18 protein-coding genes and 2 pseudogenes are annotated in these 22,657 nt (G+C 64.5%); 11 read left to right on the top strand and 9 right to left on the bottom strand.

The genetic code is table 11. The annotated features are described in order from the left end of the window. Positions 1–342 (bottom strand): sigma-70 family RNA polymerase sigma factor (locus ACU0BR_RS09120; RefSeq protein WP_446156527.1); only part of this gene is annotated, 342 nt, incomplete at its 3' end. 143 nt (positions 343–485) lie between these two features. Continuing rightward, positions 486–1,541 (bottom strand): RluA family pseudouridine synthase, encoded by a 1,056-nt coding sequence (locus ACU0BR_RS09115; protein WP_446156526.1) that lies wholly within the window; start codon positions 1,539–1,541, stop codon positions 486–488. Between ACU0BR_RS09115 and ACU0BR_RS09110 the strand changes: the two genes are divergently transcribed. Further along, on the top strand, positions 1,540–1,863 hold the full coding sequence (locus tag ACU0BR_RS09110) for a DUF6476 family protein (protein ID WP_446156525.1): 324 nt from the start codon (positions 1,540–1,542) through the stop codon (positions 1,861–1,863). The two genes, ACU0BR_RS09115 and ACU0BR_RS09110, sit on opposite strands and share 2 nt — an antisense overlap. Positions 1,864–2,006: 143 nt before the next feature. Beyond that, positions 2,007–2,504 carry a flavin reductase family protein gene (locus ACU0BR_RS09105; RefSeq protein ID WP_446156524.1) on the top strand — a complete coding sequence of 166 codons (498 nt, stop codon included), beginning with the start codon at positions 2,007–2,009 and terminating at the stop codon, positions 2,502–2,504. Positions 2,505–2,566: 62 nt separating this feature from the next. On the opposite strand, the gene ACU0BR_RS09100 is transcribed toward ACU0BR_RS09105, so the two are convergent. The 5 genes from ACU0BR_RS09100 to ACU0BR_RS09080 form a co-directional block, all read right to left on the bottom strand. Further along, positions 2,567–8,149 (bottom strand): carboxypeptidase regulatory-like domain-containing protein, encoded by a 5,583-nt coding sequence (locus ACU0BR_RS09100; protein WP_446156523.1) that lies wholly within the window; start codon positions 8,147–8,149, stop codon positions 2,567–2,569. 232 nt (positions 8,150–8,381) lie between these two features. Beyond that, complete coding sequence (locus ACU0BR_RS09095; RefSeq protein ID WP_446156522.1) at positions 8,382–11,024, bottom strand: COG1470 family protein; 2,643 nt, start codon at positions 11,022–11,024, stop codon at positions 8,382–8,384. A gap of 64 nt (positions 11,025–11,088) precedes the next feature. Continuing rightward, a complete protein-coding gene (locus ACU0BR_RS09090; RefSeq protein ID WP_446156521.1) occupies positions 11,089–11,601 on the bottom strand; it encodes a hypothetical protein in 513 nt (170 codons plus the stop codon). Positions 11,602–12,005: 404 nt separating this feature from the next. After that, positions 12,006–12,245 carry a hypothetical protein gene (locus tag ACU0BR_RS09085; RefSeq protein WP_446156520.1) on the bottom strand — a complete coding sequence of 80 codons (240 nt, stop codon included), beginning with the start codon at positions 12,243–12,245 and terminating at the stop codon, positions 12,006–12,008. Positions 12,246–12,416: 171 nt separating this feature from the next. Next, positions 12,417–12,614, bottom strand: a complete 198-nt coding sequence (locus tag ACU0BR_RS09080) for a hypothetical protein (protein WP_446156519.1) — start codon at positions 12,612–12,614, stop codon at positions 12,417–12,419. Positions 12,615–12,924: 310 nt separating this feature from the next. On the opposite strand from ACU0BR_RS09080, the gene ACU0BR_RS09075 reads away from it, so the two are divergent. The 5 genes from ACU0BR_RS09075 (at position 12,925) to ACU0BR_RS09055 (ending at position 17,771) form a co-directional block, all read left to right on the top strand. Beyond that, positions 12,925–14,073: a TRAP transporter substrate-binding protein gene (locus tag ACU0BR_RS09075; protein WP_446156518.1), complete on the top strand. Its 1,149-nt coding sequence runs from the start codon at positions 12,925–12,927 to the stop codon at positions 14,071–14,073. A 76-nt stretch (positions 14,074–14,149) separates the two neighbouring features. Next, positions 14,150–14,761 (top strand): TRAP transporter small permease subunit, encoded by a 612-nt coding sequence (locus ACU0BR_RS09070; protein ID WP_446156517.1) that lies wholly within the window; start codon positions 14,150–14,152, stop codon positions 14,759–14,761. Between the two features lie 43 nt (positions 14,762–14,804). Next, a complete protein-coding gene (locus tag ACU0BR_RS09065) occupies positions 14,805–16,223 on the top strand; it encodes a TRAP transporter large permease (protein WP_446156516.1) in 1,419 nt (472 codons plus the stop codon). Further along, on the top strand, positions 16,213–17,616 hold the full coding sequence (locus ACU0BR_RS09060) for an amidase (protein WP_446156515.1): 1,404 nt from the start codon (positions 16,213–16,215) through the stop codon (positions 17,614–17,616). The genes ACU0BR_RS09065 and ACU0BR_RS09060 overlap by 11 nt, the downstream gene beginning before the upstream one ends. Then, the gene (locus ACU0BR_RS09055) at positions 17,613–17,771 is read left to right on the top strand and encodes a hypothetical protein (protein WP_446156514.1); all 159 of its coding nucleotides are present in this window, start codon (positions 17,613–17,615) and stop codon (positions 17,769–17,771) included. The genes ACU0BR_RS09060 and ACU0BR_RS09055 overlap by 4 nt, the downstream gene beginning before the upstream one ends. An 86-nt stretch (positions 17,772–17,857) precedes the next feature. On the opposite strand, the gene ACU0BR_RS09050 is transcribed toward ACU0BR_RS09055, so the two are convergent. Then, positions 17,858–18,601 (bottom strand): sulfite exporter TauE/SafE family protein, encoded by a 744-nt coding sequence (locus ACU0BR_RS09050; protein WP_446156513.1) that lies wholly within the window; start codon positions 18,599–18,601, stop codon positions 17,858–17,860. Between the two features lie 153 nt (positions 18,602–18,754). On the opposite strand from ACU0BR_RS09050, the gene ACU0BR_RS09045 reads away from it, so the two are divergent. The 4 genes and pseudogenes from ACU0BR_RS09045 to ACU0BR_RS09030 all read left to right on the top strand — a co-directional run bounded on the left by ACU0BR_RS09045 (position 18,755) and on the right by ACU0BR_RS09030 (position 21,687). Further along, on the top strand, positions 18,755–19,612 hold the full coding sequence (locus tag ACU0BR_RS09045) for a MurR/RpiR family transcriptional regulator (protein WP_446156512.1): 858 nt from the start codon (positions 18,755–18,757) through the stop codon (positions 19,610–19,612). Further along, positions 19,609–20,445: a bifunctional allantoicase/(S)-ureidoglycine aminohydrolase gene (locus ACU0BR_RS09040; protein WP_446156511.1), complete on the top strand. Its 837-nt coding sequence runs from the start codon at positions 19,609–19,611 to the stop codon at positions 20,443–20,445. Before ACU0BR_RS09045 ends, ACU0BR_RS09040 begins: the two co-directional genes overlap by 4 nt. Before the next feature lie 120 nt (positions 20,446–20,565). Then, positions 20,566–21,114: pseudogene (locus ACU0BR_RS09035) on the top strand (fasciclin domain-containing protein); the annotation flags it as partial. A 75-nt stretch (positions 21,115–21,189) separates the two neighbouring features. Next, on the top strand, positions 21,190–21,687 hold the full coding sequence (locus ACU0BR_RS09030; RefSeq protein ID WP_446156528.1) for a fasciclin domain-containing protein: 498 nt from the start codon (positions 21,190–21,192) through the stop codon (positions 21,685–21,687). On the opposite strand, the pseudogene ACU0BR_RS09025 reads toward ACU0BR_RS09030, so the two are convergent. After that, a pseudogene (locus tag ACU0BR_RS09025) lies at positions 21,684–22,657 on the bottom strand (glucose-6-phosphate isomerase); the annotation flags it as partial. The gene ACU0BR_RS09030 and the pseudogene ACU0BR_RS09025 sit on opposite strands and share 4 nt — an antisense overlap.

Raw genomic sequence — 22,657 nt, 5'->3', positions numbered from 1 at the left:
TTCCTGAATCGAGGCGCGGATCCACCACATCGCATAGGTCGCGAGGCGAAAACCCTTCTCTGGATCGAATTTCTTGACCGCCTGCATCAGACCGACGTTGGCCTCGGAAATCACCTCGGACTGCGGCAGGCCGTAGCCACGATAGCCCATCGCGATTTTCGCGGCCAAGCGCAGGTGGCTGGTCACCATCTTGTGCGCGGCTTCGGTATCCTGATCCTCGACCCAGCGCTTGGCCAGCATATATTCCTCCTCAGGTTCCAGCATGGGAAACTTGCGGATTTCCTGAAGATAGCGGTTCAGCCCTTGCTCCGGCGACGGGGCGGGAAGATTTGCGTAGCTCATGTTCTATCCCTTCGTGGCTCAGTCAGCTACCTGCCTGAACTTAACATCTGGCTAATCTTGCGGTTCCTCTCGGCAACCGCGGAAGCTTTTCACATATGATCTTACCGGGGCCAACGCGCGGGGGCCACGCCATGACACAAGCCTCACGTATTCTTGCGGATTGTTTCGCCCCGCAGCGCGGACAGCAACCCCTCCATGTCTGCTGGAATGGGCGAAACGAAATCAAGATCTTGACCGGTCACCGGATGAACAAACCCCAGCGTCTGCGCATGCAGCGCCTGCCGCGGGAATTCGCGCACAGCACTATGTGCGAATTCGCCCACGGCCCGCTGCGAAAGCTTTCGCCGCCCGCCGTAGGTCTGATCCCCGATCAACGCATGGCCGATATGTGCCATGTGCACGCGGATCTGATGCGTCCGTCCGGTTTCAAGCCGACATTCAACCGCCGCTGCCGCGGGGGGCGTGCCGAAGGTTTCACGCATGCGCAGCCGGGTAACGGCGTGGCGGCCGCCCTGAAACAGGACCGCCTGGCGCTGTCGGTCCGTGCGGTGGCGGGCCAGCTGGGTGGTGACCGTCAGCACGTCGCCCGCCTCCAGCCCCACGCCGCGGGTGCCGCGCAGGCGCGGATCCCCCGCGTCGGGCACGCCGTGACAGACAGCGAAATAGCGCCTGCGCGCGCTGTGCGCCTCGAATTGCGCGGCCAGCCCGTGATGTGCGGCATCGCTTTTGGCCACCACCAGCAGACCGCTGGTGTCCTTGTCGATCCGGTGCACGATGCCCGGCCGCTTGCGCCCGCCCACCCCCGACAGATTGCCGCCGAAATGGTGAAGCAGCGCGTTGACCAACGTCCCCGAGGGCGTGCCGGGCGCGGGATGAACGACCATGCCCGCGGGCTTGTCCACCACGATCAGATCGTCGTCCTCGTAAAGTACCGCAAGCGCGATATCCTCGGGCAGGATTTCGGTTTCCGCGGCGGCGGGCACCGCGATCGCGATGACATCGCCCTCGGCCACGCGCGCCTTGGGATCGGCCAGCACCACGCCCGCGCGCGTCACAGCGCCCTCGGCGATCAGCCGCACGAGCCGCGAGCGGCTCAGCGCCTCCCGCTCTGGCACATCGCGCGAAAGCGCCTTATCAAGGCGCGGCGGCGGGTCCGCGGCAATCGTGACCGTGACAAGATGAACCGGAGAAGCGGCCATGCAGAAGGCTCCACAATCGGATGACGACCCGGGCACGCAATGGCCGGACAGCCTGAAATTCCTGAAAAGGCTGGTCACGATTCTGACCGGCACGATGATTGTCGGGCTTGTAACCATCATCGTCCTGTTTGTCATGCGCTTCACCCAAGACCCGCAGCCGCTGGCCCTGCCCGAGCGGATCGTGCTGCCCGACGGCAAGATCGCCACGGCGATCACGGTGGGGCCGGACTGGTATGGCGTGGTGACCGCCGACCAGCGCATCCTGATCTTCGACCGCGCCACCGCCCGGTTGCGCCAGACGATCGACGTGGCCGCGCAGTGAACGCGGCACCGTTCGACGGGACATCGTTCGATAGGGCGTCGCCCCCCGCCGCGACGACGTTCGGGTGAATTCACGGTGGCCGGGACCCTCGGCATGAGGCAGTTTGGGCCGGTATGCTGAATCAAGGGGTGGATGAGCTTTCGATGACGAGTTTTCGGCCGGGACCAGAAACCAAACGCGCGTTCCGCGATGCGCTGGGGCAGTTCGCCACCGGCGTGACCGTGGTGACCGCCGCGACGGACCTCGGCCCCGTCGCGATCACGGCCAACAGCTTTGCCTCCGTCTCGCTGGACCCGCCGCTGGTGCTGTGGTCGCCCGCCAAGGCCTCGGCCCGTTACGGGCATTTCGAGACGGCGCAACACTATGCGATCCACGTGCTTTCCGACCGCCAACGCCACCTTGCGCACAGTTTCGCGCGCAGCGCCTCGGCCTTTGAGGGCTGTGACTGGACAACCAGCCACGAAGGCGTGCCGCTGCTCGAGGGCTGCCTGGCTCGCTTCGAATGCGCCCAGGTCGCCTGTCATGACGCGGGCGATCACATCATCATCGTGGGCGAGGTCACGCGCGCGACACGCGGGCGGGGGCGGCCCCTGTTGTTCATGAACGGCACCTACGGCGCCTTTCAGACGGCGGAGGCCTGACACGCCCGCCGCGCCGATCCCCGGCATCACACGGCCCTGCGGCGCGCAGGCGGTGCCGACGATCATTCCAGAAACCCGTCCAGTCGATCCCAGAGAGAGCCGTCGAGCAGCATCCGCAACCGCACATAGAACCCGTCCTTGTAAAGCGTCGGCGTGATCGCAAAGCCGTCCTGCGCGTGATTGTAACCGAGCGAAATCATGGTGCCCTTGCCAAGAACAAATCCCGCCTCCGCGCCCAGCGCATTGGTCGCGGCGCCGGTGTCATCCCACATGCGCATGACGTTCAGCGCCAGCTGCAACCGTTTCGGCAACAGATCGAAGGTGGCCCCGCCCTGCACCAGCTGCGTCGTGCTGCGGCCCTTGAACCCGCCCGCCTTGCCGGAAGACCGCTCGGAATAGGTCGAGATCTGCCCCGCATATTTGCCACGCAGTTGCAGCGAGGGGGTCACATCCCAGGTCGCGGCCAGCGACCAGATATGATCCTCCGAACGCTGATCCGCCTGCTCTAGGTTGTGCTCATACCAGGCCAGAACGTTCAGCCGAGGGTCCCGAAGCGGCCGGTAGGCCAGACCGAAACGCAGCCGGTGGCGCAGGCGCTCCGCCTCGTCGCCACGTGCGTCGAGCGCCAGGCGCGAGCGCGCCAGAAGCGTCAGATCGTCGTTCAATTGGCCTGCCAGCCCGAGGTTCACGTAGAAGGTGTTGCCCTGCTCTTCCCAGGTGTGTTCCGCGTCGGCATCCGCGATCCAATCGCCTCCTTCCGATTCCCAGCCCGCGCCCAGCGCCAAGGCGGTCAGCCGGGAGGCGTCGCCCACCACCGGCTCCGTGTGCTCGGCCGCGTAGCGCAGCGTGACCCCGGGACGGAGCTGCGCCTGACCCGCGAACCGCTGAGACACCGCAGAGCGGTCTTCGCCCGCGTGATCGCCCTTGAATTCGGTACGCGATTCCACCCAATCGGCAAGCCTATAATCGACGCCCAGGCGAGAGCGCGTGGCGTCGGAGACGCGCCCGTCCTCGCCCAGCTCCAGCTCTATGTCGGCAAAATAGGTCAGCCCTTCGCGCACCTCATATTCCCCGTCGAAGCGCAAGACCCCCTGCCCCACGCCCATGATGGGCTGATCGATCCGGGTCCTGATCGTCAGCCCCGGCCATGACCTGGGCGACAGGATGGCGCCGAAGGTCATCGCGACATCCGTACCCCGCCCGCGATCGCCCAGATCCTGGCGCAGCCGCAGACCCACCGTCGATTTGAGCTCCTCACTGACGGGGCGGGTATACTCGATCTCTCCGGTCAGTTCCTTGGTCCCTGCGGGTTTGTCCGCGACATAGGAGGCCGACAAGCCGACTGTTTCCTCGTTTTCGCGCCGGTAGTCATATTCCAGCGACAGCAGGTCCAGTCCGGGCCGATAGGCCGAGCCGGGTGGCGCGAAACCGCGGTCTGTATGCACCGCTTCCAGTTCCAGCCGCGCCCGTTCGCCCTGATGACGCAGCTTGACGCGCGCCGACCGGCCGCTTTCGCCCGCGCCGTTGAACGCACCGGCGACTTCCGCCTCAATGGAGGTTTTGTCGGTAAGGTCGGAGGCGATATAGGCCGAATGGATCTGGTAGCGTTGATCCGACAACGCCGCACCGTCCGACCGGACGACGCGCGCCCCCACCGATGTACGGTCATTGACCTCATAGCGCGCTTCGCCGCCATAGAGCCAATAGCGTTCGGCATTGGCGGCCGTTTGCTGAAATCGCACCCGGATCGAGACCGGATTTCCATCGCGGTCCGCCTGCCGGACGGGCGCGTTGAAGATCAGGGTGTTCGCAAAGTAGTCCAGCACGTAATCGTTCAATCGCCGCATCTGGGTGGACGACAGGATCTTGCCGGTATCGCGGTCTCGCACCAGGATTTCGACCCTGTCGCTTCCCTCGCGAAACGCGGACAGGTCGATCGGATAAGGCCCGGATATACCGCGCCCGGCGAATTCGACCTCCCGGTCCTGCTGTGCGGTGCGCGCGGCAAAAACGGTAACCGCCACTCGGTCCGCGCGCCACTGCGCCTTGACACCGGTGCTGACGGTCCGCAGCCCGCCCAGACGCAACGCCTCGGCTTCGGGTTCGATCGCGATGTCACCGTAAAGGACGTAGGATTTGCCACGCTCGATCTTGACATAGAGGTCGGTGCTGGACTGCGCGTCGAACCCGCGCTCGGAGCGATCGCCGTAGACCGGGTAATAATCGTCGGAGCGCACATCCCGGAAAAGCCGATCCTCGGTATCGCGATCGGAACTGTAGCGCAGCGTGAGCAAAGCATCGCCGCGGATGCGCCCCTTGAGGTAAAGCTCACCGCGCACCCCGGCCGTGGTCTCCTCAAAGGCCGACAAATCGCCGCCTTCCAGTGAAAGCTCGCCGTCGTCCAGCCGCACCGCCCCTTCGACGACGCCGACGAGGATACGCTCGTTCAGGTCCGGCACGAACTGGATCTCGGCCTCGGCCGTGCCGAACCCCGACTGCACGGTGATCAGTTCGGTCCCCGTGGTCTGGGGCGGCATCAGATCGAAGACGGCTTCGCCATTGTCGATGTAAGCCTGCAAGCCCGGTGTATCGGGACGGATATCCTTGACGTCCCATTTTCCCAACCGTGCGCTGAGCGTGACGATTCCCGAGGCCTGCACCGGACGCCCCGCGCGATCGACAATCCTCACGACGAGCGGGACCGGCGTGGCGGATTCTGCCGTCGCTTCCGCCGGGGCGGCGATCTGGATGCGCTGCGGACGGCCCGGCGCGATGACGGTGATGTCCTTGCGCATCCGCTCGATCCCGAAGCCGTCCGCCCCGGTCAGGCTCAGGCGATTTTCACCCGGCATCAGGTTGACGGCCACGAATTCCGCAGCCTGCACATTGCCCTTTTGCCAGGTGGAAAGCTCCCCCACCCGGTCGCGGCCCAATGCCCGACCGTTCACCGAGAGCTTGAGCGTCAGATCCGCAGGGCCCTTGACGCGTATCGTCAGGCTCTGCCGCCTCACCGTCATGCCGTCCTTCAGACCAAGGAATTCCGGCGTCGCAGTCAAGGACTTGATGAGCTCCTCCAGCGGCTTGCGGACCTGCTCCGTTTCGCCTTCGGCCCCGGGCGCGCCGCCGATCGCGGCCGCACCCGTGGCGATCTGGCTGCTTGTCGGCAAGCCCGCCTCGCTGCGCGCGGTCGCGGCGTCGCCTGCGGTTCCGAAACCCAGTTCCCCGAGCCGATCGCCAGGGGCGGAGCCACCGGCGATCTGACGCGCCCGATGATCGACCTCCTCCAGCGTCGCGACGGCACAGCCTTCGAGCGCGAAGTTCTCCGACCGCAGCTCACCCCTTTTCAGCGGGACGAGGCGTGTGCCGGACAGCGACATGTCAGCGGCACGCAGGATCACCGGCGCCGCCCCGCGGGGCAATGTGGTCCGCTGGAGCGACAGAACATGCGTCACGGGACGCAGATTGCCGAGCGAATAGCGCCCGTCTTCATCCGTGACGACCAGCAGCCCCTCCTGCGTGACGATCTTGACGCCGGGAACCCCGGGCTCCTCGAGGGTGTCCTGCATCCCGTTGCCGTTGCAATCCATGAAGACCGTCCCGATAATCGACGCCTTGCGCGAGAAGACGCCGCCGCTGTTGTCCAGCCGCACCGCCGCCCGCGCGATGCCAGAGCGCATCGCCCTGCCCGTGCCCATCTGGCGCCCCTCGAGGATCGCGCTGTTGTAGGTGACCCCCTCGCGCGTGCGCCCGGTGAAGCGCAGCACATATTTCAAGACCGTCTGCGATAACGGCGCCATATCGGGGAGCGTAAAGCGGTGATCGGCGCCATTGGCGGTCGGGTCCGCCACGGAACGTCCTTCATATCGCACGGTCCCCGGCACCAGAATCGCGCCCTCGGGAAAGGTATCGACCACGGCGACGCCGTCGAGCGCCTGCGCCATGTTGTTGAGCAGCTTGATCTTGTAGGTCACATATTGGCCGGTGCGCACGGTGGATCTGTCGGCCGTTTTGGCAAGCGCCAGCGGAACGCCGTAGGACGGGTCCACCGGCAGATCGATCTGCGGCAGCGCGCCGCCTGCGTGAGAGAACGCCTGTCCCCGCGATGCGCCGCCGACCACGACGCGCGAGCGGCCCAGAAAAACCTGGCGCAAACTCGGGAAATCGAACCCGGAAAGTCGGCGGACGCTCAGCCGGTATTGCCCGGCCGCCACCGGCGTCAATTGATAAAAGCCGGTGTTGTCGGTCGTGGCCACGGCAACGTCGCGCCCTGTGGAATCGAGCAAGGCGACTTCGACGTTGGCGATCGGGGCATCCGTGACGCTGTTGAACACGAAGCCACCCGGCTGCACCGCGAGCGCCCCGGACACCTGCAGGCCGCCGCAGCGCACCTCGGCCGCAATCCGGTCGCCCTGCGTGACGCCCAGGACGCCATCGCCGGAAACGACCGTGCGCATCTGGGCGACCGGCAACGGCGCGATGCTGAACCGGCCGCTGTTGGGTCCGGTCTCGCGCGCGGGAACGGCCTCGACATCGCCGGTCAGCGCGCTTTGCACCATCACGTCGATCGTGTCGATCGCGCTCGACAGGTTACAGGCTCCGGCCGTGACGGTGACGCCGATGTCCCCGGTGGGCGGGGTCGCACTCAACGGCGCGCCGGTAAGCGGATCGACGAACTCAAGCGTCGGCCTAAGCGGCGTCTGATGATCGTAGATCACCGGGTTCGACGCGATACGCGTCGTGCTGGCGCCATTGGGCAGGTAAGCCCACGCCGTGTTACGCACCGAGACATTTCCCCGCGTGTGATCGACTTCGACGGTGAAGCGCAGATCGGTGGAGCGGCCCACCGGATAGGCGCCGTCGTGCAGGAAGGCGACAGCATCGATCTTGTCGCGATCCTGGGGCGCGCGCGTGACATAGCTGTGATCCGGGCTGCCGGACAGATGATAAAGCGCGGTCATGCCGCCGCTGTCGATCATACGCGTGAACCGCGTGTGAAGGGGCACGCCATCGCGCACGAGCAAACCGGTGCGCGGGGCGCCATCCACCAGCAGCGGCGCGCCCTCGATCCGGTCGTAAGGCTGAACGGCGGCGTTGGAATTGTTGCGCAGCCTCAGCGTGTAGGTCAGGTAATCCACCAGCGGCGCCTTGCGCTGCTCAAGCGTTTTTTCGAGCGCGACGGCAGCCGTTCCCACCGTCACCACGCCCAGGGTGGAGATCTGACCGCTCGCCTGCGCGCCGCTCAGAACGGAACTTGCGTTGGCGTTCAACACGGTTCGCGCGACATCGCCGTTGTTCGCGGCCGCGCTGACATCGAAACTGTAGATCAATTGCAGCGTCGTTCCGGGCGCCACCGTAATCATCGCGCCGCTGGGCAGCGGGACTTCGGTTGCATCGATCCGGCCATTCGCATTGGCATCGACATGCAGAACGCCCGACGACAGCATGTTCGCCTCGCCGCTCCTATCGATTTCGGGGCGGAAATTCAGCGCGACATTGCCGGTGTTCTCAAGCTCGAAGTAATGTTGGCCCAGCGCCCCGCGCGACAGGCTCAGATCGGTCCGGCCGTTCAGCCGGTATGCCGGGAATTCGGCGATGATCGCCTGGACCGGGTTGGACACCAGCGCCTCGATGATGCCGCGGCCCACGGAAAAATACCTGACCTGCGCGTCCCTGCCGATCTCGACGCCCACAGGCGCGGGCACGGCATGGGCGGAGGTTCCTGCAAAGCTCGCTGCCAGGAGGCAGAAGATGGCAAGCCGACAGAATGCACCTGCGCGCCGTAAGGATGAAAACCGCACCATTTGACTTACCGCTCTTTGATTATTTGGTGGGCGCACCCCCGGAGAGAGGGATGCGCCGTCTTCGCGGGCCGCGCGCTTACTGCGCGACCTTGACCGTGAACTCGAGTTCGGCGGTACCGCCCGGCAGCAGGGTGCCGTGGTTGCCCTCGATCGCGTTGCCGGTGATGTTGATCGTGTTTCCGGCAGGGACGATCGACGGGTTGCACGCGCCGCCGCAGGTCTCGATCGCGGTGTAAGCGGGCGCGACATCGCGGATCGTCACCGTATCCGCATCGCTGGTACCGGTGTTGTCGGCGACAATGCGGTAGCGGATACATTGGCCCGGATCGACATCCTGTCGCTGCTTGGCGAAGGTGCCGGCGGTCCCGTTGCAGGCCGTGTCGACGTATTGGTACTTGGTCAGCGTCACATCGCCCGAGATGATGGTGATCAGGTCTTCGACCGCGTTGTTTTCGGGCGTGATGTCGGTCTTCGCCGCAACCCCGTTCAAAGAGCCATCGACGGTGATCGTGCCCACTTCCGACAGGCCGGGTGTCGCGCTGCCGGGCGTTTGCACCCGGTAGATCAGCGATACACTGTCGCCCGGCGCAAGCCCGTTGGTACCGCTCGCGACGCCGTCGGTTAGATCATCAAAGTTGTCGATGATCTGTTCCGCGGAATCGACCGTGCCGTTCCCGTTCGAATCCCAGTAGATCGCGCCGCTGAAGTTGCTCAACCCGCTTTCACTGATCGACCCTTCGGTGATCGCGATGTTGCCTTCGTTGGTCAGCGTGTGCACCATTTCCACGACACCGCCCGGCGATGCCTGCGTCGACTGGCTTGCGACCAGCGAAACGTCGACGATCTCGTTCACGGTGACCTGGTTCTCGATCCGATCGCTCTGCCCCGAGACGGCGGAGGTGACCTTGATGTCGACCAAGGTATCGCCCGGCGCGGCAAGCGGATCGGGGGTGATGACGACCTTGATCAGCTTGAAATCGGACTTCGGGATCGTGCCGGTGTTGGTGACGATCGTGCCGTCCTCAAGCTGGAATTCGACGAGCCAGCCCGCAGGCAGCGGCTGATCGAGCGTCAGGTTGTAGCTGTCCGCGGTCGGCCCGAGGTTTTCGACCTTCATGTCGAAGACGGTGGGCTGACCCGGATCGGTGGTATTGGTGATCCAGGGCACGCCGCCGGTGTTGGTGGGGTCCGCGCCGTCACCTTCGAATCCCGACACGTTGTTTTCCAGATCGACCGCCGAGGCCAGGATCGGCCCGATGAAATTCGCGATCGACGTGTCGCTGGCACCGCTTGCGTCAGAGATGGTCTTGACGGTCGCGTTGAAGTCGGCCGCCCCGGTGGGGGTAACGTCGGTGGGCAGCGTGGCCTGCAGCGTGACCTTGGTTGTCGCCCCGACGGCGAGCGGGCCGACCGACCCGACGATCGGGGTGGAGCCGTCCGCGCCGACCATGCGGAAGGTCGTACCGGCCGGGAAGTCGGTGTTCGCCACCTCAAGGCTGTAGCTGTCGGTCTCGTTGGACCGGTTCGAGATCACGAATTCGAATTCGACCACGCCGCCCTGCGCGGCGGAGCTGCTCTCGGCAACGGTATCGTTGCTGGTCGCATCGTCGTCGGTCGCGGAGACGACACTCGTGTTGACGGAGCCGTCGGTGTTGATCTGCGTATCGGCGATGGACACCAGGTATTGCGAATCCACATTCACCGACGCGGTGTTGGAGGGCGGATAGGCTGCGCCGTTGATGGACTGGGTGGCCTGGTTGGGGATGACCCCGGAGTCGGCAGTGCCGTTGATGACGGCCTGGAAGGTGACGCTGCCGCGGCGGCCGGGTTTCACTTCACTGATCTCGAACCCGACGGTTTCGGTTCCGTCATAGCTGTAGTCGATGGTCTCGCCGGAGCCGTTGGTCTCATCGGGCGCCCCTGCCGCAGCATCGTCGAGAGGTGCCGCGGCGTCCGACCAGCGCGCCGACCCGGCAACATAGGTCAGGCGGCTGTCGAGGATATCCTCGACCGCATAGACATTCGCCGTGGCGAGGCCGGTCGAGGAGTAGCTGAGGGTGATCGTCACGACGTCGCCCGCGTCCACCAGCGCGGTGTTGCCGCCACTGGCGGGGTCGACCGTCATGGATTTCACGAGCTCGACGATCGGGCCGTTGCTGATGGTGAGCGTGTCGGTGTTGGTGGCGAGGATCGTGCCGTCCAGCACGCTCGTCGAAGTCACCAGCAGGTCCTCGGTTCCGCCGGCAGTGGAAGGCGCCGTCGCCTCGATGATGAAGCCGAACTGCTCGCCCACGCCCAGGGTCGGCGACTGCGTGATCGGGGTGGTCGAATCCGCGACGCCGTCCATGTCGGCGTCCGGGTAGAAGACCAACGACGCCAGATCCAGCGCGCCCGCCGACTGCTCGGCTACCGAAAGCAGGAAGCTGTCCGCGCCGTTGCCGTCGTTGGTGATGATGTGCGGCAGAAAGGCCTTGCCGCCCGGTGCCAGCGCCTCGGCGTTGTCGGAGGTCATGCTGACGCCCGCAATCTGCTGAACGACGGTTTCCACCTTGTTCGAGGTGACAGTGATCGTATCGCCGGAATCGTTGAGATAGGTCGCCACGGCCTGGTTGCCGATGACCGACCCTGCTTCGGGCGCGGCCGCATAGGCGGCAGCCCCGATCACGGAGACAAGCGCGATGGCGCTGCTCGTCCGCAGGAAAAGAGAATTCTTTTTCACTTCATGGTCTCACTTTGCTGTTTTTTGGTGGTTTTCTGCCCGCCCCGGAGGAACGGTCGGCCCGTCACTCGACGACGACCCGATACGCGTTCAGCGCTTCTTCTCCGCTCAGCAGAGCGGTCTTGAGACGCCAGCGAACGGCGGCGATCTCGGATGCGGGCAAGGGCTCCATCCGTTCGCTGCCGTCTGGATCGACCACGCGGCGCATGGCGGGCATGGTCGACCATTCCAGGCCGGGTTGCTCCGGCTCCAGCTCGGCCTGCACCTCGAAGACCGCATCGCTTGAGCTTTCTTCGGTCTGGGGCAGGAACTCGACGCCCGCGGGAACCGGCGCGACGATGACGAGGCCCGCCATGTCGAAATCGGCCGTGTTCTTGTGCGTCAGCGTGTAATAGATCGTCTCGCCGGGCCGGACGCTGTCGCGCGCCACCAGGGTTTCCTGTCCCTGCTCATCGGTTTCCACGATCCGGTAATCGAAGGTGCTCTTGAGCTCCTGGGCAATCGCTTGAGGCACCCAACCGAGATTCAGGACCAGAAATGCAGCCCCGGTTTCGAGGATTCGCTTGTGAAATTTCATGTTGCTCTCCGTTGGCGGCAAGACATTCCGCCGGTTAAAGATTTGGCTGATCCGTCAGGCAGGACGTCCTGTCGGGAGGTGCAGCCAAGTTCCGCGCAAACCGGATGAATTTCACTCGAGCAGAAGGCTAATCGGCCTCCCCTTGGGGAGGATGACTATCCGAATGGATCGCTCGGGATGCCTTGGAGAGCCTTGACCCGCAGGCAATGGACATGCGCCGCAGGAGAATCGATATGCAAAATTTTAACATCAATTTCAGTTATTTAAGCTAACAATCCGCACCCGGCTGCCGGTGCATTGTTCAGCGGTCCGTCTGCGATGCGCCAAAAGAAAAGCCGACCCCGCCGGGGTCGGCTCGCGTCTTCGGAGCAGCGCATTCCACATCGCTGTGCGGCGGTTCGCGATCAGCGGTCGGTGGCCAGACGTGCGCTCTTTCCATTGCCGCGCAGGGGATCAGGGCTGCGCCGGGCGGCCTCCTCGGTGTCGCGCGTCGAAAACCTCATGCCGGTGAACGCCAGCGTGGCGAGGTTGCCGATCACGGCATAGGCCAGAAGCGCCGTCCAGAGCTGACAATCCAGAAACAGCAGACAGATCGCGGCGGCGGCCCCCAGGACGACCCCGAAAATGACGTAGGTGGAAAACATGCGACTTCTCCATCATGCGCGGCGGGAATGGCTTCATCCCGAAAGGTTACGAATGAGATAAATTCTAATGGATTTGTCGTGGCGCGCTCGGGCGCAGGGGCGCAGGAGGGCTCCCCTTCCGCAGGCAGGGCCTGTCCAAAGGGATATGATCTGAGCGATCGCGCCCGCCCGTCAAAGCCGGCCCGCGCGCAGATGAAAGATCACACCGGCGCCGACGAGCGTGAGCGTGATCAGAAAACCGGCCATCAGCAGATGAAAATGGGCCTGCCCGAGCGAGAGCGCGACGCCGGCCAGCAAAACCGGAAGCGCGGCAGGCAGAACCAGGGCGGTGATGGAATGCACACTGCGGTTCATGACGCCCGAATCCATCTGCCAACCCTTCTGAAAACCTTGCTAAGATGGACAAGGCTACCCCATTGCTGCGCGTGTTCGCAGTCGGCATAGGTCTATGCACGTCAGATTCCGCACATGCGTCCTGATCCAAAGCCTAGCACTCGCGCAAAAATAGCGACACTTCGGAAGCTTACATCCATGAGGTAAAGCAACCGCCGAAAATTCCGCGAACTTGGTCTGAATTCCTGACCAATCCGGCTAATCCGCTTGCGTTGCGACACGCAATGTTTAACCTGTCGCGGCGTTAGCTACGATCTGATGCGGAAATTGTGGGAGGAAAATATCCATGACAAATGAAATAGCGCCCAAGGGCACATCCAACCTGTCGCGCCGTTCGTTCCTGCGGACGGGCGCAATGGCCGGCGGCATTGCCGCAGGCGGAAGCCTGGCCGCACCGGCGGTATTGGCCCAAAGCCCGATGGTCATCAAAATGCAAACCTCCTGGCCCGCATCCGACATCTGGATGGGTTTCGCCAAGGAATACGTGGACCGTGTCGAGGCCATGTCCGGCGGCCGTCTGAAAATCGACCTGCTGCCGGCCGGCGCTGTGGTCGCGGCGTTCCAGGTTCTGGACGCGGTCAACGACGGCCTGATCGACGCGGCGCATTCGGTTCCCGTCTACTGGTACGGCAAGAACAAGGCCGCCTCGCTCTTCGGTACCGGCCCAGTGTTCGGCGGCTCGGCCACGACCATGCTGTCCTGGTTCTACGCGGGTGGCGGCAAGGAATTCTATGACGAGCTGACGCAGCAGGTCATGGGCATGGATGTCGAAGGCCTGCTGGGCTTCCCGATGCCCGCTCAGCCGCTCGGCTGGTTCAAGAACGAGGTCAACACCGCCGCCGACCTTCAGGGCCTGAAGTACCGCACCGTCGGTCTGGCCGCAGACCTGATGCAATCGCTCGGCATGTCCGTGGCGCAGCTGCCCGGCGGCGAAATCGTCCCGGCGATGGAGCGCGGCGTGATCGACGCGTTCGAGTTCAACAACCCCTCCTCCGACATGCGCTTCGGCGCGCAGGACGTGGCCAAGAACTACTACCTGTCGTCCTATCACCAGGCGTCCGAGTCGTTCGAATTCCTGTTCAACAAGTCGTTCATGGAAGACCTGGACCCCGACCTTCAGGCCATCCTGCGCCACGGCGTCGAGGCCGCGTCGACCTCCAACACGGCGACCGCGATGGACAACTATTCGGCCGACCTGCAAAAGCTTCAGGACGAGATGGGCGTCACGGTGCACCGTACCTCCAAGGACATCCTGGATGCGGAGCTGAATGCCTGGGACACGCTGATCCCGACGCTGGAAGAAGATCCCTTCATGAAGAAGGTCCTCGACAGCCAGCGCGCCTGGGTCGAGCGCGTCACCTTCTACGAGCTGATGAATTCGCCCGACTATGCACTGGCTTACGAGCACTACTTCCCGGGCAAGCTCAAGCTCTGATCCCAACCTACTGAATCAACAACCTTCCCGGCGGCGATAACGCTGCCGGGAAGCTTCTATTCATGGAGAAGCAGATTTGCTTGGATTCATCAATTTCGCCGACAGCCTGTCGGCGGCCTTCGGCAAGGCATTCGGCTGGCTCATCATCCTGATGACCTTCGGCGTCAGCTACGAAGTTTTCGTGCGCTATGTCCTGAACTCCCCCACGCCGTGGTCGCTGGACGTGTCCTTCATCATGTATGGCACGCTGTTCATGATGGGCGGAGCCTATACGCTGTCGCGCGGCGGCCATGTGCGGGGCGACTTCCTATACCGGCTCTGGAACCCGCGCGCGCAGGCGGCGGTGGATCTCGTGCTCTATCTCTTCTTCTTCTTTCCCGGCGTGACGGCGTTGATCTTTTCCGGCTGGAAATACGCCTCGCGCAGCTGGAGCTACGGCGAAGTCAGCGTGAACAGCCCCGCAGGCATCCCGATCTACCAGTTCAAGAGCGTCATCGTCGCGGCAGGCATCCTGCTGTTCATCCAGGGCATCGCCCAGATCCTGCGCTGCATCATGTGCATCCGCGAAGGCTACTGGCGCCTGCCTGACGACGACGTCAAGGAAACCGAAGAAATCCTGGTGCAGCAGAGCGCGGCCGAAGATCCCGCCGCCCGCTACCCCGGCAGCGAACATCCGGACATGAAATGACGGAAAGCTCACGCACGTCCCTTTCCGCAGCGGAGACATCTCAGTGACAGACCCCCAAGTAGCCCTGCTGATGCTCGGCATTTTCATTATCCTTGTGTTTTTGGGATTCCCCATCGCGTTCACGCTGATGGCCCTGGGCATAGGATTTGGATATTTCGCCTATTTCGATGCCAGCCGCATGTGGCGCGCCTTCGACAGGCTGCCGGATGGCACCGATATCTGGACCTCTTCCACCCAATGGCTGGAGGGGTTCTACAACAACCGAATATTCGACCTGTTTATCAACCAGACGTATACCGTGATGTCGAACGAGGTGCTGACGGCCGTGCCGCTGTTCCTGTTCATGGGCTACATCGTGGAACGCGCGAACATCGTCGACCGGCTCTTCACCACGCTGAACGTGGCGTCCAAGAACGTCCCCGGTTCGATGGGTGTCGCGGCGCTGGTGACCTGTGCGCTTTTCGCGACGGCGACGGGCATCGTGGGCGCCGTGGTCACGCTGATGGGCCTGCTGGCGCTGCCGGCCATGCTCAAGGCGCGTTATGACCACAGCTTTGCCTCCGGCATCATCTGCGCGGGCGGCACCCTGGGCATCCTGATCCCGCCGTCGATCATGCTGATCGTCTATGCGGCGGCCTCGGGCGTTTCGATCGTGCGCCTTTACGCGGCGGCGCTGCTGCCGGGCCTGACGCTGGTGACGCTCTATCTGACATATGTGATCGGCCGCGCCATCCTGCAACCCAGCGTCGCACCGCGGCCCACCTCCGAAGAGGTGCCGGACGTCCCGTGGAAAAAACTCACATGGATGCTGATCACCTCCTTCTTTCCGCTGGCGGTGCTGATCCTGTCGGTGCTGGGCTCGATCCTCTTCGGCCTCGCCACGCCCACCGAGGCGGCCGCCATCGGCGCCCTGGGCGGCATGGTGCTGGCCGTGGCCTATCGCGCCATGACCTTCCAGAGGCTGCGCGAATCCGTCTATCTGACGGTGCGCACCACGGCGATGGTGTGCTGGCTGTTCGTCGGCTCCTACACCTTCTCGTCGGTGTTCAGCTATCTGGGCGGCGAGCAGCTGATCGGGGAATTCGTCCGCGGCATGGATCTGACGCCGCTGCAATTCCTGCTTCTGGCGCAGCTGATCATCTTCCTGCTGGGGTGGCCGCTGGAATGGTCCGAGATCATCATCATCTTCGTGCCGATCTTCCTGCCGCTGCTGCCGCTGTTCGACATCGATCCGCTGTTCTTCGGCATCCTGGTCGCGCTGAACCTTCAGACTTCCTTCCTGACACCACCGATGGCGATGTCGGCCTATTATCTGAAGGGGATCGCGCCACCAGAGGTCAAGCTGACCCAGATCTTCGCGGGCGTCATGCCCTTCCTGGCGATGGTCTTCGTCTCGATGATCCTGATGTATGTCTTCCCGCAGATCGTCTTCTACCTTCCGCAGGTGTTCTATGGCGGGTGATGCGGTGCAAAAGAACCGGACCGGCCGCGACCGGTCCGGGCCGGACCCCCTGCTCAGCCTCGGCGCGGTCGAATTGCGCGACCGGCTGGCACGCGGGGCGGTCCGGGCCGTCGAATATGCCGAGGCCTGTCTGAACTGGATCGCCACGCGCGAGCCCGAGGTTCAGGCCTGGGCCTATCTGGATGGCGACGATGTGATGGCCCAGGCGCAGCGGCTCGACAAGCTGCGCGCCTCGGGCGCGGCGATCGGCCCCCTGCACGGGCTGCCCGTCGCGCTCAAGGACATCATCGACACGGCGCGCATTCCCACCGAAAACGGCGCCGCGCTCGACAAGGGGCGAGTCCCGCATGAAGATGCCTTCGTGACCGCCCGCCTGCGCGCGGCGGGCGCGATCATCATGGGCAAGACGGTGACCACCGAACTGGCCTTCCTGCATCCGAGCAAGACCCGCAATCCCCATGATCCGGCGCATACGCCCGGCGGCTCGTCGTCGGGATCGGCCGCGGCTGTGGCGGCGGGCATGGTCCCGCTTGCGGTCGGGACGCAGACCGGCGGCTCGATCATCCGGCCCGCGGCCTTTTGCGGGATCACCGGGTTCAAGCCCAGCTTTGGCATGGTGCCGCGCACCGGCATGCTGATCCAGTCGCCCAGCCTGGACACTCCGGGCGTCTTTGCCCGCACCACCGAAGACGCGGCGATGCTGGCCGAGGTGCTTTACGGCCACGATCCCGCCGACAGTGCGACCCAGCCCGCGGCCGCGCCCCGGCTGCTGGCGGTGGCACAGACCGCGCCTCCGGTCACGCCGACGCTAGCCGTCGTGATGCCGCCCCACGCCGATCAGGCGGACCCCGAAGCGCGCGAGGCCCTCGAGGAACTGGCCGAAGCCCTGGGTGAGATCTGCTTTCCCGCGCCCCTGCCCTCGATTTTCGCCGAAGCCGCGGCCGCGCGCGAACGCATCAACTTCGCCGAAATGGCCAAGAACTTCTATCACTATGAAAATCGTGGCCGCGACAGCCTGTCCGCGGAAACGCGCGAGGCCATCGACAAGGGCAAGCAGGTGCTGGCGCGCGATTACATCTCGGCGCTCGACTATCCAAAGGTGCTGAACGCCGCCCTGGCCGAGATCTTCGAGCGCTGCGACGCGATCCTGACGCTTGCCGCGCCCGGTGCGGCGCCCGCGGATCTGACCACGACCGGCAACGCCATCTTCAACGGTCTGTGGACCCTTTGCGGTACCCCGGCCGTTACCCTGCCGCTGCTGAGCGCGAGCAACGGCATGCCGATGGGCGTGCAGCTGGTCGCCCGCCGCGGCGACGACGCCCGGCTGCTGCGCACGGCCCGCTGGCTGGAAAGCCACATCCTGACCCTGTCCCCCGAGGAGACCGCACAATGACAGACCGTATCCTGATGGCGTTCGCCTTCGTCATCCTGCTGATTTTCGTGGGCATCCTGGGCTTCAGCGTGCCGCGGCTGGATCTGGGGCTGGTCATCATCGTCACGATGGTGCTGGTCGTGTGGGATTTCTTTTTCCGCAAGCCGGACCACTGAACGCGCATCGCCGCGCATGATCCGGCGGCGGGCCCGGCATGGTGATACCGTGTCGGGCCTTTCCATTTTACCAGGGGCGGCTTGGCTCATCCCGTCCAGATGAGATCGACCGCCAATAGCGCCAGAACCACCAGCACGATCCGATCGAAGGCGACGGCCGACACCCGGCGCGCCAGCCACTGGCCCAGCGGCATCAGCCCCAGCAGCGGGATCAGCGCCGCGGCGCCCAGCAGCGCGACCTGGCCGTTCAACATCCCGTACCACAGCAACGTCGGCAGCTGGACCGCGCTGATCGCGGCGAAAAACATCGAGATCGTCGGGATGAAGAGGTTGCGCGGCAACCGCAGCGCGCTGAGGAAACTGACCGAAGCCGGCGCCGAGATCCCCGCCGCCCCCTGAAGTATTCCCGCCACTAACCCGAAGGGCGCCGCCAGCCAGCGTCCCAGGGGCACCCCGATGGCGAAATCCGGCTTGGCGACGCGCAGCGCGATGAACGCCAGCACCGCGAAAGCCACCAGATGCATCAGCAACCCCGCCGAAAGGGTTGCCAGCAGCACCGTGCCCGCGAAGGCCCCCAGCCCGCCCGAAACCGCGAAGATCCAAGCCAGGCGGCGCGGCACCGGCTCCTTGCGGAAAAGCCACAGCTGCCAGATGTTGGTCGCGAGGTTCGGCAGCACCATCAGAACCACGGCGAGACGCACATCGAAAAAGCTGGCCATCACCGGCACCGCTACAAGCGGCGCGCCAAGTCCCAGGGCCCCCTTCAGGATCCCGCCCGCCGCCAGCGCGACAAAGATCACCATTACCGCATGGGCATCAAGCTCAATCATGGGTTTAACGCCTGCTCAAGGAAACCTCCGTTGGCATATCGCGCGGCTTCGGGATCGGCAAGCGGTCGGCCAGAGGGGCACAGGAAACTGTTGCAATGTTTTTTCCATTTACTATTAATCTGGAAATCATTTTCCATCGAGCCGTGGTGCCCCATGCAATCGAAGGTCAATTTCGTCGACCGTCTTCAGGCGGAATATTCGGCTCTGCCGGGCAGCGAACAACGTCTGGCGGACGCGATCCTGTCCGATCCCGCCGAGGTTTGCGTGCTGACGGCGAGCGAGCTTTCCGACCGGGCGGGCGTGTCCAATTCCACGGTGACGCGTCTGGTGCACAGGATCGGGCTGGAAAATTACGACGCCCTGCGCCGACAGGCGCGTGACGCGCGCCGCTGGGGCTCCCCGCTATTCACCGGCGGCGGCGCGCAACAGGCGGACGATCCGCGATTTTCCGGCGACATCGGCGATTTCCTCGAAGAAGAGATGCGCGTCTTGCAGGCGGGGCTTGCCGCGCTTGACGCGCAGAGGGTCTCGGACATCGCCAGGGCCCTTGTCGGCGCGCGCAGGCTGGGCTTCGCCGGGTTTCGTAACAGCCATTACTTCGCGGCCTATGCGCGCTGGCAATTCGTGCAATTCAGGCCACACACCCGGCTGTTGCCCGGCCCGGGCGAAAGCCTTGCTGAATCGCTGTCGGATCTGGGCCCCGAGGATATGGTGGTGGTAATTGGCGTGCGCCGGGTCGTCGGACGGCTGCACCGGATGCTGCATCTGCTGGCCGAAAATGGCGTGCCGGTGCTGTTGATCACCGACCCGTCGGTGCGTCTGCCCCCGGCCGCCACCCGGCGCACCCTGATCTGCCCGGTCGCGGGCAGCGCGCCCTTCGACAGCTACACCGGCGTTCTGGCCCTGATCCGCTATCTCGCATCGCTTTCAATGCGGATGTCGGGGCGCGCCGGCAAGGACCACCTCAACAAGATCGAAGCCCAACACAGACTTCTGGAGGAGTTTGAATGACCACCACGCCCCCGTGCAGCGACCGCTATTACATCCCGCCGGGCGGGCTGCCACCGCAGACCCAGCTGACGACGGATCGCGCCATGTTCACCGAGGCATATGCGGTCATCCCGAAAGGCACGCTGTCGGATATCACCGCCAGTCTGCTGCCGTTCTGGGAGGGCGCGCGATTCTGGGTGCTGGCGCGGCCGCTTTCGGGTTTCGCCGAAACCTTCTCGCAATATGTGGCGGAAATCGAGGCGGGCGGCGGCAGCGACCGTCCCGAAGTCGACGCCGCGGCGCAAAGCGTGCTCTTCGTGGTGAGCGGCACGGTGGAGCTGACGGTCGACGGCACGACCCACAGGCTTGCCCCCGGTGGTTTTGCCTACCTGCCGCCGGGATGCGGGTGGCGGCTGCGCAACCGGACCGGCCACAGGGCCAGCCTTCACTGGATTCGTAAAAAATATCAAAGCGTTGACGGGCTTTCCTCGCCCGACGTGGTAATTTCCAGCGACGCCGAGGTCGCGCCCATGGCAATGCCCGACACCAATGGCGTCTGGGCGACGACGCGCTTTGTCGACCCCACGGACTTGCGCCATGACATGCATGTCACGGTGGTGACCTTCCAGCCCGGCGGCGTCATTCCCTTCCCCGAGACCCACGTGATGGAGCATGGCCTTTATGTCTTGCAGGGCAAGGCGGTCTATCGGCTGAACCAGGACTGGGTCGAGGTCGAGGCCGGCGATTTCATGTGGTTGCGGGCTTTCTGCCCGCAGGCCTGCTATGCCGGCGGACCGGAGCCGTTTCGCTATCTGCTCTACAAGGACGTGAACCGCCACGCTCCCCTTGGCTGAAGGGGCAAAGCGGCGGCGCCGGCGAAAAACATGTCGATCTTGCGAAACTCTTGCCCGATGCGGGCCGTGTCTTTGAGCAGAAGCCCCCGACGATGCGGGCGGCAGAACCCGGAGAAGAACATGAACAGAGTTTTCAAGTCCACGGCCATTGCCGCCGTCGCGCTTTCGCTGGCCCTGCCCGCGCTGGCCGAAAATCCGATGGTCGGCGGCGCCGCCATGTTCGAGAACAAGAACATCATCGAGAACGCGCTGAATTCCAAGGATCACACCACGCTGGTGGCGGCCGTCAAGGCGGCAGGGCTGGTCGAGACGCTTCAGGGCGAAGGCCCGTTCACCGTCTTCGCCCCCACCAACGAGGCTTTCGCCGCGCTGCCCGCCGGCACGGTCGACACCCTGCTGAAACCTGAAAACAAGGAAATGCTGACCAAGATCCTGACCTGCCACGTCGTCGCGGCCGATGCGATGTCCGATGCCATTCGCGGCATGGTCAAGGATGACGGCGGCACCCATCCGGTCGAGACCGTCGGTGGCTGCACGCTTCAGGCCCAGACCGATGGCGACATGATCACCCTGACGGACGAGCGCGGCACCGTGGCCAATGTCACCATCGCCGATGTCAAACAGTCGAACGGTGTCATTCACGTGATCGACAAGGTACTGCTGCCCGCAGAAAAAGCCGCGATGAGCGGTACGCCCGCGACGGGCGACGCGGCCGCATCAAGCGATGCGACGGCCAGCACCGACATGGCGTCGGGCGACAATCCGATGGTCGGCGGCGCGGCGATGTTCGCCAACAAGAACATCGTCGACAACGCGGTGAATTCCAAGGATCACACCACGCTGGTCGCCGCGGTCAAGGCCGCCGGTCTGGTCGAGACGCTGCAATCCGCAGGTCCCTTCACCGTTTTCGCGCCCACCAACGCGGCCTTCGACAAGCTGCCCGCCGGGACGGTCGACACCCTGCTGAAGCCTGAAAACAAGGATATGCTGACCAAGATCCTGACCGCGCATGTCGTCGCGGGCAAGATGACCGGCGCCGAACTGATGGCCAAGGCCAAGAAAGGCAAAGACGGCTTTTTCAACCTGGAAACCGTCTCCGGCGACGCGCTGTCCGCCCAGGTCAAGGGCAACAACCTTTATATCTATGACGAGAAAGGCGACGCGGCCAAGGTGACCATCGCGGATGTCAACCAGTCGAATGGCGTGATCCATGTCGTCGACACGGTGCTCCTGCCCCGCTAACCGGAACGCGCCCGGTCGCGCTGCGATCGGGCGAATTCGACCAGCTGGCGGGTGGAGGGGTCCTTGCCCTCCGCCCCCTCGCGCCCCTCGACGATCGGCAGCAGCGCGGTGGCGAGCTCCTTGCCCAGCTCCACCCCCCACTGATCGAATGAGTTGATCCCCAGGATCACCCCCTCCACAAAGACCCGATGTTCGTAAAGCGCGATGATCTGCCCCAGCACATGCGGCGTGGTCTGGTCGAACATCAATGTGGTCGACGGCCTGTTGCCGGGAAAAACGCGGTGGCGGGCCTGTCGGTCCAGCTCGGCGCCGGTCAGGCCCTTGGCGGCCATCAAATCGCGGGCTTGCTGAAGACTGCGCCCCTTCATCAGGGCCTCCGACTGGGCCAGACAATTGGCCAGCAGGAGCGCGTGGTGATCGGCCAGCTCGGGTTCCTGCCCGCGCGCGGCCACCAGGAACTCGCAAGGCACGACATCGGTGCCCTGGTGGATCAGCTGATAGAACGCATGTTGCCCGTTGGTCCCCGGCTCCCCCCACACGACGGGACCCGATGGGTGGGTCAGCGCGGCGCCGTCCATCGACACGCGCTTGCCGTTGCTTTCCATCTCCAGTTGCTGAAGATAGGCGGGCAGCCGTTCCAGACGCTGATCGTAGGGCAGCACCGCGCGCGTCGGGTGTCCGCGGAACTGATGATGCCACAGGCCCACCAGCGCCAGCAGCATCGGCAGGTTGTCGCGCGGCGCGGCGGTGCGGAAATGATCGTCCATCGCCTGTGCCCCGGCCAAGAACGCGCGGAACTGCGCAGGCCCGACCGCCAGCATCACCGGCAGGCCGATCGGCCCCCAGACCGAATAGCGGCCGCCGACCCAATCCTCGAAGCCGAACACATGTTCGGGCGGGATGCCGAACGCCTCCGTCCGATCGGTGGCAGATGACAGGGCGGCGAACTGCGCCCCGGGGTTTTCGACCT

It is taken from the genome of Brevirhabdus sp. (assembly GCF_052826345.1).
The sequence above is the reverse complement of the archived record's forward strand: the minus strand, read 5'-3'. Positions and strand labels throughout refer to the sequence as shown.

Coding starts and splice junctions, on each gene's coding strand:
- ACU0BR_RS09030 (WP_446156528.1), top strand. CDS start 21,190: ATGGCGTCGGGCGACAATCCGATGGTCGGCGGCGCGGCGATGTTCGCC.
- ACU0BR_RS09045 (WP_446156512.1), top strand. CDS start 18,755: ATGCAATCGAAGGTCAATTTCGTCGACCGTCTTCAGGCGGAATATTCG.
- ACU0BR_RS09075 (WP_446156518.1), top strand. CDS start 12,925: ATGACAAATGAAATAGCGCCCAAGGGCACATCCAACCTGTCGCGCCGT.
- ACU0BR_RS09060 (WP_446156515.1), top strand. CDS start 16,213: ATGGCGGGTGATGCGGTGCAAAAGAACCGGACCGGCCGCGACCGGTCC.
- ACU0BR_RS09080 (WP_446156519.1), bottom strand. CDS start 12,614: ATGGATTCGGGCGTCATGAACCGCAGTGTGCATTCCATCACCGCCCTG.
- ACU0BR_RS09040 (WP_446156511.1), top strand. CDS start 19,609: ATGACCACCACGCCCCCGTGCAGCGACCGCTATTACATCCCGCCGGGC.
- ACU0BR_RS09055 (WP_446156514.1), top strand. CDS start 17,613: ATGACAGACCGTATCCTGATGGCGTTCGCCTTCGTCATCCTGCTGATT.
- ACU0BR_RS09105 (WP_446156524.1), top strand. CDS start 2,007: ATGACGAGTTTTCGGCCGGGACCAGAAACCAAACGCGCGTTCCGCGAT.
- ACU0BR_RS09085 (WP_446156520.1), bottom strand. CDS start 12,245: ATGTTTTCCACCTACGTCATTTTCGGGGTCGTCCTGGGGGCCGCCGCC.
- ACU0BR_RS09090 (WP_446156521.1), bottom strand. CDS start 11,601: ATGAAATTTCACAAGCGAATCCTCGAAACCGGGGCTGCATTTCTGGTC.
- ACU0BR_RS09110 (WP_446156525.1), top strand. CDS start 1,540: ATGCAGAAGGCTCCACAATCGGATGACGACCCGGGCACGCAATGGCCG.
- ACU0BR_RS09115 (WP_446156526.1), bottom strand. CDS start 1,541: ATGGCCGCTTCTCCGGTTCATCTTGTCACGGTCACGATTGCCGCGGAC.
- ACU0BR_RS09050 (WP_446156513.1), bottom strand. CDS start 18,601: ATGATTGAGCTTGATGCCCATGCGGTAATGGTGATCTTTGTCGCGCTG.